Annotated in this window: 9 protein-coding genes; all 9 read left to right on the forward strand. The window is 44.0% G+C overall.

The genetic code is table 11. The features are described from left to right. Positions 1-4 precede the first annotated feature (4 nt). The 9 genes from dprA (at position 5) to QM738_RS17325 (ending at position 14,060) form a co-directional block, all read left to right on the forward strand. Positions 5-1,102, forward strand: coding sequence for a DNA-processing protein DprA (dprA, locus tag QM738_RS17285; RefSeq protein WP_462277978.1), 1,098 nt, complete (start codon positions 5-7; stop codon positions 1,100-1,102). Positions 1,103-1,231: 129 nt separating this feature from the next. Next, positions 1,232-2,665, forward strand: a complete 1,434-nt coding sequence (locus QM738_RS17290) for an AAA family ATPase (protein WP_462277979.1) — start codon at positions 1,232-1,234, stop codon at positions 2,663-2,665. Positions 2,666-2,708: 43 nt separating this feature from the next. Then, complete coding sequence (gene guaB / locus QM738_RS17295; protein ID WP_462277980.1) at positions 2,709-4,196, forward strand: IMP dehydrogenase; 1,488 nt, start codon at positions 2,709-2,711, stop codon at positions 4,194-4,196. Positions 4,197-4,341: 145 nt separating this feature from the next. Continuing rightward, positions 4,342-5,529 (forward strand): Lnb N-terminal periplasmic domain-containing protein, encoded by a 1,188-nt coding sequence (locus tag QM738_RS17300; protein ID WP_462277981.1) that lies wholly within the window; start codon positions 4,342-4,344, stop codon positions 5,527-5,529. A gap of 6 nt (positions 5,530-5,535) precedes the next feature. Next, positions 5,536-6,339: an alpha/beta fold hydrolase gene (locus QM738_RS17305; protein WP_462277982.1), complete on the forward strand. Its 804-nt coding sequence runs from the start codon at positions 5,536-5,538 to the stop codon at positions 6,337-6,339. A gap of 176 nt (positions 6,340-6,515) precedes the next feature. Continuing rightward, positions 6,516-9,167: a PKD domain-containing protein gene (locus QM738_RS17310; RefSeq protein ID WP_462277983.1), complete on the forward strand. Its 2,652-nt coding sequence runs from the start codon at positions 6,516-6,518 to the stop codon at positions 9,165-9,167. Positions 9,168-9,268: 101 nt separating this feature from the next. Further along, positions 9,269-12,610, forward strand: coding sequence for a PKD domain-containing protein (locus tag QM738_RS17315; protein ID WP_462277984.1), 3,342 nt, complete (start codon positions 9,269-9,271; stop codon positions 12,608-12,610). Between the two features lie 36 nt (positions 12,611-12,646). Further along, entirely contained in the window at positions 12,647-13,408 is a 762-nt protein-coding gene (locus QM738_RS17320) for an SDR family NAD(P)-dependent oxidoreductase (RefSeq protein WP_462277985.1), read from the forward strand. A 175-nt stretch (positions 13,409-13,583) separates the two neighbouring features. After that, the gene (locus tag QM738_RS17325; protein WP_462277986.1) at positions 13,584-14,060 is read left to right on the forward strand and encodes a hypothetical protein; all 477 of its coding nucleotides are present in this window, start codon (positions 13,584-13,586) and stop codon (positions 14,058-14,060) included. Positions 14,061-14,225 lie beyond the last annotated feature (165 nt).

A 14,225-nucleotide genomic window follows, 5' to 3' on the forward strand; every position in this document is an offset into this window, starting at 1 on the left:
CTTTATGAACAACGATTTGCTTTACCAGGTAGCACTTACCCTTGTACCCAATATCGGTGACGTACATGCGAAATCACTGATCGCTGTTTATGGCGATGCGCAATCGGTATTTAAAGCCCGGAAGAAAGAACTGGAGCTGCTGGAAGGCATTGGCAGTGTAAGGGCAAAAAGCATTAAAGACTTTGCCGATCTTGCCCGTTGCGAAGAAGAAATAAAATTCATTGAAAAATACAGGATCGCCCCGCTTTTTATTACTGACAAAAATTATCCACAGCGTTTACTGAATTGCTACGACAGCCCGGTTTTGCTCTACTATCGTGGCACCGCTGACCTCAATACTTCAAAGATTGTTTCTATAGTAGGCACCCGCAACAATAGTGAGTATGGTAAAAATGTGTGCGAAAAATTAGTGGAGGAATTAAAAGATCAGAATGTTTTAGTGGTAAGTGGCCTTGCCTTTGGTATTGACACCATTGCTCATAAAGCCGCACTAAAAAGCAACCTGCAAACTGTTGGTGTAATGGCGCACGGGCTGGACAGGATCTATCCTGTTCAGAATAAAACGCTGGCCAAACAAATGGCCGAAGCCGGCGGGCTTTTAACCGATTTTATTAGTAACACCAATCCTGATAAACAGAATTTTCCTAAACGTAACCGCATTGTTGCGGGCATCTGTGATTGCATTGTTGTTATTGAAAGCAGTAAAAAAGGTGGCTCGCTCATTACTGCCGAACTGGCCAATGGCTATAACAAAGATGTATTTGCCATACCCGGTAAAACCACCGATACTAAAAGCGAGGGCTGCAATTACCTTATACGGCAAAACAAAGCTTCTTTAATTACCTGCGCTGCCGACCTGGTGGAATTAATGAACTGGATGCCCGCTCAAAAAAATCATAAAAAACAAAGAGCGCTTTTTGTTGAACTTACTCCTGATGAAAAGATCATTACCGATATTTTACTGCAGCAGGAAAGCATACAGATAGATGAACTGTATTTTAAAAGCGGCCTCAGCAGCAGTGCTACAGCAGCTGCATTATTGATGCTGGAAATGCAGAACCTGGTAATATCCCTGCCGGGAAAAGTGTATAAACTGGCCTGATCTTATCTCCATTTTAAATATTTCGGTTTGGCTGTAAGCGGTATTTTTTATATAGTTACAGCCAAATCAAAAATAATTTGGTTTGGCTGTAAGTGGTGTATTTTGTATATTTACAGCCAAATCAAAGTAATGGAAGATATCATCGGGCGCAGCAGGGAAATAAGCCTGTTTACCAAAGCACTCGCAAGTAAGCGTTCCGAGTTCATTGCTGTGTACGGCCGCCGCAGGGTAGGAAAAACATTCCTGATACGATCCGTTTTCAAAAAACAATTCAGCTTTCAGTTTACCGGGCTGGCCAACAGCACCACACAACAGCAACTGGCTAATTTCAACAATGAACTGAATAAAGCTCAAAAAAAACGCAAGAGTGCTGCCGTCGCCAACTGGTTCGACGCATTTGACAAACTGGCTGCGTTCCTGGAAACACTTAAGACGGGAAGAAAAATAATATTCATTGATGAACTGCCCTGGCTGGATACACCTAATTCCGGTTTTATCCAGGCGTTGGAGCATTTCTGGAACAGCTGGGCTTCGGCAAGAAAAGATATTGTTTTGATCGTGTGCGGTTCCGCCGCATCGTGGATGATCAATAAACTGATCAATAATAAAGGCGGCCTGCACAACAGGGTGACCAAAAGAATAAAAGTAGCGCCCTTTACATTACAGGAGTGCAAGCAACTGGTGCAATCAAAAAAAACGGTACTTGACCGTTATCAATTGATACAATTGTACATGGTGCTGGGTGGTATCCCGTTTTACTGGGACGAGGTCTCGAAGGGCTTGAGTGCGGCACAGAATATCCAGCAGTTATGCTTTAGCCAGAACGGGTTGCTGCGTACAGAATATCCCAATCTTTTTAATTCATTATTCAGCAATGCCGAAAGGCATATGGCTATAGTGAATGCGCTTGCGAAAAAAGCCAAAGGATTGACCAGGGAAGAGATCATCAAAGGCTCCAAACTGCCTGATGGCGGCAGCATGACGAGATTACTGGACGAACTGGAAGAAAGCGGGTTTATAAGAAAATACACACCGTTTGAAAAAAAGATGAGAAGCAGCCTGTACCAGCTCACTGATTTTTATACATTGTTTTACCTGCGCTTTATAAACGGCGGCAATGATTTTGATAAAAACAAATGGCTGAACAGCATTGACAGCCCTGCATACAGAACATGGAGTGGCTACGCTTTTGAGCAGGTTTGTCTTTACCACGCCGAACAGCTTAAGCAGGCATTGGGCATCGCTGCCGTAGAAACCAATATCTCCAGTTGGAAAAGCACTACTGTAAAAAATGGCGCCCAGGTAGACCTGGTGATCGACCGGAGGGACCAGGTGATCACGCTCTGCGAAATGAAATTCTCTATCAATCCTTTTATTATTGATAAAAAATACGATGCAGAGCTGCGCAATAAGATAGCTGCCTTTAAAAAAGAAACCGGCACCCGGAAATCGGTATTTCTTGCACTGGTAACCACATTTGGCCTTGCTCAAAATAATTATGCAGCCGGCCTGGTGCAAAACGATATTAAAATGGACGCCCTGTTTGCGCCACCGCAGTTTTGAGCGGCTGGTTTTGTACTTTCAATTTTGCCCTGTACCTTTGCACATGGCAACAATAAATTACTCCGCTAACAAATCAGCAAAATTTTTCGGTGAAGGCTTAACGTTCGATGACGTGCTGTTAATGCCTGCTTACTCGCAAATATTACCACGTGAAGTGGAAATTAAAACGCAGTTAACCAAGTCGATAACATTGAATGTACCCCTGCTGAGCGCAGCAATGGATACCGTTACAGAAGCTTCGCTGGCCATTGCATTGGCAAGAGAGGGTGGCCTGGGCATTTTGCACAAAAATATGAGTATTGAACAGCAGGCAGACCAGGTGCGCAAGGTAAAACGCAGTGAGAACGGCCTGATACTGGATCCGCTTACACTTTCCCCCGATTCCACTATCGGCGAAGCGCTGCGCATGATGCGGGACAATAAGATAGGTGGTATCCCCATTGTTGATGAACAGCATAAACTGGTCGGCATTCTTACCAACCGCGACCTACGTTTTGAGACCAATTACAGGGAAAAAGTAAGCTCGATCATGACCAAGGATAATCTTATCACGGCTCCTGAAGGCACCGATCTTAAAAAAGCAGAACTCATCTTCAAAAAAAATAAAATAGAAAAACTGCCGGTGGTGAATAAAGCCGGTAAACTGACAGGATTGATCACTTTCAGTGATATTTTAAAACTCAAAAGCCATCCCAACGCAGTAAAAGATTCTTTCGGAAGGTTGCTGGTAGGCGCCGGTGTAGGCATTACCAAAGATACTTTGCAAAGAGTGGAAGCATTGCATAAAGCAGGTGTGGATGTAATTTGCCTGGACAGCGCTCATGGCCATACAAAAGGAGTGATCACTGCATTAAAAGATATCAAAAAAACCTTTAAAAATATACAGGTAATTGGTGGCAATGTGGGTACGGCAGCAGGTGCCAAGGCGCTGGCAGATGCCGGTGCAGATGCGGTGAAAGTGGGTATTGGCCCAGGTTCTATCTGTACCACCCGTATTGTGGCCGGAACAGGTGTACCGCAGATAACTGCTGTGATGGAAGCTGCTGTAGCTTTAAAGAACAAGAATGTAGGCATTATCAGCGATGGTGGTATACGTTATACAGGCGATATGGTGAAGGCTTTGGCTGCCGGCGCCAGTTGTGTAATGATGGGTAATGTATTTGCAGGTACCGAAGAAAGCCCCGGTGAAACCATTATTTATGAAGGCCGTAAATTCAAACAATACCGTGGTATGGGATCATTAGGTGCGATGGCGCAGGGCAGCAGCGACCGCTACTTCCAGGATGTGGAAGATGATGTGAAAAAATTTGTGCCGGAAGGTATTGAAGGCCGCGTTGCTTTTAAAGGTAACCTTAGTGAAGTGGTGCATCAATATACCGGTGGCCTGCGTGCAGGCATGGGTTATTGCGGTGCAAAAAACATCAAGGAATTACAGAACGCCACTTTTGTAAAGATCACCAATGCGGGTATCAAAGAAAGCCATGCGCACGATATTGATATTACAAAAGAAGCGCCTAATTACAGCCGTTAAAAAAATTATAAATGCTCCCTGTTTCAATAAAACACCACAGCCATTAAAAGCTGCGTATTGAAATATGGAGCATCTTTGCTTTAGACCGGTAAAATATTTTATTGCTGATAGCTAAAATCAATTCCTAAAACCAGCAGACAGTCAAATGAAAAAAAGAACGATCAGTATACTGCAACTTTTTTCTCTCGTCTTTAGTTTTTCATTTTTTGTTTCTACTAGTTCGGCACAGGATTCTTCTCACCTGCGCATTTCACTGCTTACCTGTTCGCCCGGCGACGAGCTGTATTCAAGCTTTGGACACAGTGCCGTACGGATCGTAGACAGCAGCCAGGCTTTTAATGACGGATGGCGGGATGTGGTTTACAATTACGGCACGTTTGATTTTGAAGACCCTGATTTTTATACCAAGTTCATAAAAGGGAAATTATTGTATTTTGTTTCGGCGCAGGATTTTGAAGGTACGAACGGTTTCAGGGCAAATTATATGGCCGAAAAACGCGGCATTACTGAACAGGTACTTAATCTTACCGGTGCAGAAAAGATCACTATCCAGAATTTTTTAAATAATAATCTTAAAGACGAGAACAAGTATTATAAATACGATTTCTTTTTTGACAACTGCACTACAAGGTTAAAGGATATTCTTAAAAAAAATCACGATTCCTCTTTTACTGCTAAAGCTGTAATGCCCGTTGGTACTACATTCCGGCAGGCCATTTATCAATATCTCGATAAAAAAGATAAGCAATGGAGCAAGCTGGGCATTGATATATTGCTGGGTGTGCATTGCGACAGGATAATGACAACGGAGCAAATGGAATTTTTGCCCGACAACCTTATGAAAAGCCTGGACAGTGCCAATCATTCCTTTGTATTGTCCACGCAGGAACTTATTCCTATCAACAACAACGATCAGCAAAGATCTTTATTTACGCCGCTGGTAATATTCAGTTTGCTGCTGGTTGGCGTGGCACTTACGAGTTTATTAAAGAACAAAGCCGCACAAAAAGCGCTGGTAGTGTTTGACGGATTATTATTTTTTGTTACCGGTCTGCTGGGCATTCTTTTATTGTTCATGTGGTACGGCACCGATCACAGTATGACGAAAAGTAATTTTAATTTGTTATGGGCATGGCCCACACATATACTGGTTGCATTTTTTGTAAACAGCAATAAAAGCCTGGTAAAAAAATATTTTGCCTTTACTTCTGTAAGTATGGTGGCGGTGCTGTTTGCCTGGTTCTTTTTGAGACAACATTTAAATGTATCTTTAATACCGATTGCATTACTACTCATTTACCGCAGTGCGACCAAAGTTTTTTTTGAAAAATAAATAAGCATGCTGCATAAAAATATCTCGCTTCAGTCCGCCAACATTTTTTACCGCGTTGCCGGTAGCGGCCAACCGGTTGTGCTGCTGCATGGCTTTGGCGAAGACGGAGATGTGTGGGATAAACAGGTGGATGTTTTAAAAAACAATTATACGCTTATTGTGCCCGACCTGCCCGGCTCCGGCAGATCCGGAATGATTGATGATATGAGTATGGAAGGCATGGCCGGCCTTGTAAAAGAGCTTATTGATACAGCAATACCAGCGGGGCAAAAGATCATTTTGATCGGCCACAGTATGGGCGGATATATCAGCCTTGCTTTTGCACAAAAATATGGCTCTTCATTATCAGGCCTCGGGTTGTTCCATTCCTCTGCTTTTGCGGATAGTGAAGAAAAAAAAGCCACCCGTTTAAAAGCGATCGATTTTATCAAAAAAAATGGTTCCTATGATTTTTTAAGGACCAGTGTGCCCGGCTTATTTGTTAAAACACAGAACAACGCCGGCCCCCTTCCTGGAGAAGTACAGGGCCTGATAGATAAAGTGGCGCAATTTGATCCGGAAGCGCTGATCCGTTATTACCACACCATGATCGCACGCCCCGACAGGACTGAATTACTCAAAAACTTCCCTCACCCTGTACTTTTTATTATCGGCGAACAGGACAAAGCTGTGCCTTTTGCGCAAAGCATGCAGCAATCTTATCTGCCCGCAGTAGCTCATATACATATTTTACGCAACAGCGCACACATGGGTATGTGGGAAGAGACCGAAAAGGCCAACAAAGCTTTACTTGATTTTTTACAGGGCTAGGCTTAAATTTTTCAAAGTTGCAACAACATTTACCTGGTTGGCGCAGTTTACCCAACGGTAACAGTTTATTTTACATCTTTACAAAAGACTTTAACATCTGCAAAACGTTGGCAACCGGTCAAAGACAGCGTTTTGTACTATTTTTAGGTCTTATACGATATAGTAGATACATCTCTATGAAGAAATCATTACTGCTGATAGTACTTTCTTTTTGTTTCCTGAACATTTTTGCATCGCATATTGTGGGCGGAGAAGTGGCGTATACTTACCTGGGGCCGGGTACCGATCCCAATACCAGCAGGTATACCGTATTATTAAGATTGTTTACAGAATGCGACCAGGCCTGTGGCGGATCTTCTGGTGTGGCTTGTCCCCCATCCAATCCTATTATTGGCATTTTTACCAATTTATCTCCTTTTAGTAAAGTAACTGACCTCACATTGTCTTCTGCAGGTAACCCGCAGATCAGTTTAGGTACCTATCCTCCTTGCCTGGACAACCACCCGGTGGTGTGTTACCAGGTGAATACCTATACCGGCATTGTACAATTGGCAGATAATGCGGTTGGTTACCGGCTGGCTTACCAGTCCTGCTGTAGGGCTGCTTCTATCAATGTAAGTTCCAATGCATCTACCGTTAGTGGTGTACCGGGTGCCACCTACGAAGCAACCATGCCGGGCACCAACCTGATCGGGGCAGCACACAACTCCACTGCTATTGTAAAATTAAAAGATACCGCACTCATCTGTCATAACAGCGCCTTTACGCTGGAGTTCAGCGCTGCCGATCCAGACCCGCAGGATTCTTTAAGCTACCAGTTTGCAGCTGCTTATAACGGCGGCTCTTTTACAGCCACCAACGATGGTACAGGCCCGGATACACCACCGTATGGCACAGTCACATACCAGACCGGCTATTCCGGTACATCACCACTGGGTAATAGTGTTACCATTAACCCGCTTACGGGTGTAATAAGTGGTATTGCGCCGGCAGCAATCGGTAAATATGTAGTGAATGTAATTGTAAGGGAGTGGCGCTCCGGCGTATTAATAGCTGAGCACAGGAAAGATTTTTTGGTGCGTACCAACGAATGTACTGTTACAAAAGCACAGCTGGGTATCATTCCTGTAACCTGTGATGGATATACCGTAGATTTTTCTCAATTCAATACCAGCTCCGGAAATATCACCGATTATCAATGGATATTCGGGGACCCTGCATCAGGTTCTGCTGATACTTCCACCCTTGCCGGTCCTATACATGTGTATACAGATACCGGCGTGTATAAAGTGCGTTTAAAAGTTACTTCGGGCAATGTTTGTATCGATTCCACCAGTCAATTGATAAAAGTGTATCCCGGTTTTCATCCTGATTTTTCTGTAAAGGGACAATGCAAGAATACACCTATTCAATTCAATGATCTTACTGTAGCTGACTATGGTTTTGTGAACAGCTGGAACTGGAATTTTGGTGATGTTACTTCCACCACCAATACTTCGGTGATACAAAACCCGGTACATACTTATGCAACAGCCAATAATTACGATGTAAGATTTATTGTTACCAGCAGTAAAGGCTGTATTGACACCGTTACAAAAAATATTTTAATTACCGATAAGCCCGCATTGAGCGTTACCAATGATACGCTTATTTGTGTGGTGGATACACTACAGCTGAATGCTGTGGGCGATGGCTCTTTTTTATGGTCGCCTAATTACAATATCAATAATGTAAATATCAGCAACCCGCTGGTAAGCCCGGATGTTACCACCACTTATCGTGTAACCCTTACCGATCCTTTTGGTTGCGTAGGCACCGATTCGGTAAAAGTGAGCGTGGTAGACCATGTAACCATGTTTGCCAATCCTGATACCACTATCTGCAGAACTGATGCCATCGTATTGAACCTGCAGAGTAACGCCCTGCATTATTTATGGACAGAAACGCCGGCAGGTAATACTTTAAGTAACCCTGCTATAAGAAATCCCGTGGCAACACCGCTTGCGCTTACCAGTTACCATGTGGTGGGCAATATTGGCAAATGTTCTGCAACAAGCGATATCACAGTTAAAGTAGTACCTTATCCCAAGGCCGATGCAGGTGCGGATCAAACTATTTGTTTCGGTAAGTCAGCGCAGCTGCAGGCCACCGGTGGCAGTTCTTATTTATGGTCCCCCGCAGCATTTTTAAATAACCGGTTGATCGCTAACCCTATTTCGCAAAATCCTACTGCCAATATCCGTTACATAGTAACGGTAACGGATACACTAGGCTGCCCCAAACCGGTAAGCGATACGGTGGTGGTTTTTGTTGCTAAAATAAAAGCCGATGCAGGGCCGAGGGATACCATGGTGGTATTGGATCAACCTTTGTTGCTGCAGGCAACCGGCAGCACACATTATTTGTGGAGTCCCGCTCAATGGTTGTCGAATATCGGCATCTCCAATCCGGTGGCACTGCCAAGGGATGATATTGAATACATTGTAAAAGTAAGTAACGATGCCGGCTGCTTCGATTATGATAGCATAAGGGTACACCTGTTCAAACTGGATGCAGGCATGTATGTGCCTTCGGCCTTTACACCCAATGGCGACGGGTTGAATGATTATTTTCATCCCATTATCATTGGCATGAAATCGCTGGACCTTTTCCGGGTTTACAACCGCTGGGGCCAGCTTTTATACAGTGGTACTGATTTTGTAAAGGGTTGGGACGGCACTTTTGGCGGCAAAGGGCAGGAATCGGCAACTTATGTATGGTATGCCGAAGGAACGGATTACAAGAACAATAAACTGAAAAAGAAAGGATACGTGGTACTGATTAGATAAAGGCGCTTTATTTTAAAATGTTCATAGTTTAAACCGCTGTCTGCTTTGAAAAGACGGCGGTTTTTGTTAGTTTTAGGGCCGCCATACAGCCTCCGCCGTTTATGAAAAAGTATGTACTGCTCATTATTTTATCGATCGTTTGCCTGCAGGATATTTATGCAGCTCACACTAAAGGAGGCTGGATGTATTACCAATACCTGGGGCCAGGTATTAATGACCCCAGTAAATTAAGGTATAAGATCGGGTTGAATCTATATATTCTATGTGGTTCAAATACCGTTGAATCATCCTGGGATTTTACTTTTTTTTCAGCGAAAGCGCCTTATCCCCAGCTACAAAATTTATCAGTGCCCTTAATTTCCCAGATCACAGTAAATGGTTGTAACACTACAAACTGTTATCCTTGCTTAAGTCCCGTGCCTGACCGCTGTTACCAGATAATCAATTACGAAACCATTGTTGAATTAGATCCTTCCACCGAAGGTTATATTGTTACCAAGCAGCGCTGCTGCCGTATTATTAACATTGCTAACCTGGTAGCTCCATCCAATTCCTGGGGAGAAACATTTACAATAAAAATTCCGGGATCCACCAGTACACTGGAACCTACTGCGCCTTTTAATGCCAGCCCCAATTTTATTTTCAATGATACTGCTGTTGTATGTGGTGGCAACCCATTCTCTTTAGACTTTGGGGCTACTGATATCGATAAAGATTCACTGGTATATTCTTTTATAGATGCATACGATGGCAGCAATACAAGTTCTCCCAACTGGCCAAACACAACGCCTGCCGATACCCCGCCATATAACAATGTTCCCTACAGCGCTCCTTATACCGGTCCCCAACCGTTAGGCGCATTGGTAACAATCGATCCTAAAACAGGTGTGGTAAGCGGCATTGCCCCTCCGCCAGGCGAGTATGTTATTTGTGTATTGGTGAAGGAATACAGGAATAATATTTATATAGGCGAATCAAGGAAAGAACTGCACCTGATAACTGCATTTTGTAACCCGCTTAAAGCCAATCCAAATTTTGCCCCTGTCACCTGCGATGGTTTTACTGTTACATTTAATGAATCAAGCACCGGCAACCCAAATACATTCTACTGGGATTTTGGTGATCCTGCAAGCGGCGCTGCAAATACATCCACATTACAGTTTCCCACACACACTTTTACAACAGCAGGTATTTTTGATATCAAATTAAAAGTTTCTGCCTCCGGCCAATGTATCGATTCAATAATCAAACCTTTAAGTGTATTCCCGGGTTTTTCGCCAGGCTTTACCAACCCATCCATTTTATGTACCAACCTGCCCGTTCAGTTTACTGATACTACCAAGACCGCCTACGGCTTTGTAAACAGCTGGCGTTGGGATTTTGGTGATCTTACAACATTGGCCGATACCAGCCATTTGCAAAATCCCTCTTATACCTATCCTGCTGCGGGTACTTATACTATAACGCTTACAGTGACCAACAGCAAAGGTTGTGAAAAAACGATCTTTATACCGATCACTATTGCCGATCCACCTGTGGTGGATGTGTTTCCGGCTGATACCATTTACTGTGGCCTGGACAGTATTCAACTAACGGGAACGGGTACAGGAAGTTTTAACTGGACGCCCAATACCAACATTATTGGCGCCAACACCGCCACGCCAACAGTATTTCCAACAGTAAGCACTAAATACTATGGCATACTGACCAACGCGGCCGGGTGCAGCAGCAGGGACTCTGTAACTGTAACTCCTAAATTCGACCTTACCAATGCATTTACCGGCCCAAGCCCCATTTGTGAAGAAGATACGGTAACGTTAACGGGTACCAGCAATTACAGCACTGTTACCTGGCAATGGAGCCCTGCAACTACTGTAGAATCTCCTGCGAGTTCTGTAACAAGGGTGTTTCCTGTTGTTACCACTAACTATACACTTACCACCACCTGGGGTAAACATTGTGTTGTCACTGCCAATAAGATCATTGCCGTAAAACCATTGGCTATTCCTAATGCAGGGCCCAGCCCGGCCATTTGCAATGGACAGCAATTATCTGCACAACTGAATGCCAGTGGTGGCGATACTTATACCTGGACACCGGCAACAGGCCTCAGTGATCCGAAAATTGCTAACCCGGTTGCCTCGCCTGCAGTTACCACTATCTATACAGTGGCAGTGGGCGTTAATGGCTGTTCCAAAACAAGAAATGACAGCCTGATAGTAACGGTAAAAGATCCTCCGCCGCTTGCATCCATTAACGATACGCTGATCTGCAACATTGATACACTGCAACTAACTACAACGGGTAGTGGCAGTTATGTATGGGGCCCTAATTATATGATCAGCAATATCAATGCACAAAGCCCGATGGTAAGCCCGGATGTGCCTACAAAGTATTATGTAAAACTGACCGACGGCTTTGGCTGCTATAATACCGATACTGTTTTTGTTGATGTAAAAGATCATGTTACTTTATTTGCAGGCAACGATACCACGGTATGCCGCAACGACGGTGTGTTACTGGGCACGGTAAGTGATGCCCTGCATTATAAATGGACGCCTGCCACTTATTTAAATTACGATACCATCAAGCATCCGTATGCCCTGCCATTAGTTACCACGCCCTACCATGTAATAGCCAATATTGGCAAGTGCCAGAGCCAGGATGATGTGGTGATCACCGTTGTGCCTTATCCTGCTGCCAATGCAGGACCGGATACAGCGATATGCCCGGGTTTTTCTACTCAACTGAGTGCAACAGGTGGCAGCAGTTATTTATGGACCCCTTCTACATTTTTAAGTAACAGGAATATAGCCAACCCTGTTTCGATACGGCCTACCGCAAGTATACGGTATATTGTAGCGGTTACGGATACACTAGGATGCCCTAAACCTGTACGGGATACCGTATGGGTAACTGTTTATCCCAAAGTAGTTGCCAATGCCGGGCCAAGGGATACCAGCGTTGTGCTCGGTCAACCTTTGCAGCTGAGCGCAACCGGTGGCGTAAAATATATGTGGGATCCGCCTACCTGGCTTAACAACCCGCTGATTCGCACCCCCGTTGCTTTGCCGCAGACCGATATCAGGTATGTTGTTACAGCAACTTCTGCTGGTGGCTGTATCGGCAGTGACTCCATACAGGTGCACCTCTTTAAATTTGATCCTGATATATATGTGCCCAATGCGTTTACCCCTAATGGTGATGGGCTAAATGATATTCTGAAACCCATCCTTATTGGTATGAAGGAACTCGGCTACTTCCGCGTATACAACAGGTTTGGCAATATGGTGTACAGCACTACTGATATTGGCCAGGGCTGGGACGGCACCTACCTGGGCAAAGGTCAAGACCCCGCCACTTTTGTATGGATGGCAGAAGGGATCACTTACAAAGGTGATAAAAGATTTAAAAAAGGTTCAGTGATACTGATAAGACAGTAGTTTTTTTATTACCTGCTGCTGAACTAATTTGCATACATGAATAAAATTGTCCTGATCACCGGCGCCACTTCGGGCATAGGAAAAGGCTGTGCAGAAAAATTTGCAGCCGCCCGTTATAACCTCATTATTACCGGCAGAAGAAAAGACCGGCTGGATGCACTCAAAGCCGAACTGGAATCGGCGCATTCCATACAGGTGTTACCGCTGTGTTTTGATGTGCAGGATAAGGAAGCAGTTTTCAATATTCTCGGCAACCTGCCTGCGGAGTGGCAGGATGTTGATGTGTTGATCAACAATGCCGGGCTGGCACTGGGCAGGGATAATTTTGAAGACGCCCCGCTGGACGATTGGGAAACCATGCTGAACACCAATGTACATGGCCTGTTGTACGTTACCCGGGCCATACTGCCTTTTATGATCAAAAGAAAAAAAGGGCATATCATCAATATGGGTTCAGTGGCCGGCAAAGAGGTATACGAAAAAGGTAACGCCTACTGTGCCAGCAAATTTGCTGTAGATGCACTGAACCGGGCCATGCGTATCGACCTGCTGAAACATCATATAAAAGTCACCGGTATTCACCCGGGAGCTGTGGAAACGGAATTTTCGCTGGTGCGCTACAAAGGTGACGCCACCACAGCTGCAGCCACCTATAACGGTATCACGCCCCTTACCGGCGCCGATGTGGCCGACGTGATATTTTACTGCGCCAGTCTTCCCCCGCATGTTTGCATCAACGACCTGGTGCTGACCCCGACCCGCCAGGCAGACGCTTTTTATTTTAATAGAAATCAATAAGTTAGGCGTTTTTCATATTATATTAAAAAGGATATATCGCCTTTAATTACTGTGGCACAATATTGGGTTTATATACTGCGTTCCTCTAACGGAAACCCGTTCACATTAAAAAAATTATGAAAAACGGGTAAAATGTTGTAAACTTGTATATCCTTTACTCAAATTGAAAAACCGAATGAACCGCCTCAAAACCTTAACCACGATATTTTTCCTCAGCATTTTATCGGCTTTACAAGTTGATGCGCAGGACGTAATACGTCAAAGCCCCTGTTCCAGCGAATCTATACAGCACCAGGCAGACAGTGTTAAACAAGACCTGGCCAAACAAGGTTTTATTGTTGTAAAGGAAGCTTCTATGCAAATGGAAAGTGAATACGAAATGCCGGTTATTGTTCCATTAACGGAAGGCAGCTGGTACCAGTTTGTGTTTATAGGTGATGTTACCTCCAAACTGTACGAAGTAAGGATGTTTGACTGGAACGAAAAACAGGTAGTGTACCAGAAAAAGATGTGGGGCGATGTGGATGGCAATGTGATCAGTTATTCTTACATCCCAAAATTTTCTGAATACCACATGATGAAGCCGGTGCAGGTAAATAAAAAGAAAAAGAATTTATGCGGCTATGTGATGCTGCTGAAAAAAGTAAAATAAGTTGTTTTTGCTTGGTTATAATTTAAAAAGAGTCCTGCAGGTAGCGGGACTCTTTTATTTTAGTAACCACCTTAAATTTTAGTGATGTACGCACACATTTAAAAGCATATTACAATAATAAAGGCAAGTCATAATGACTTGCCTTTATTATTAATAGCCCCAATA

The sequence above is a fragment of the Ferruginibacter sp. genome (assembly GCF_049840995.1).
In the GTDB taxonomy this organism is placed as follows: domain Bacteria; phylum Bacteroidota; class Bacteroidia; order Chitinophagales; family Chitinophagaceae; genus Ferruginibacter.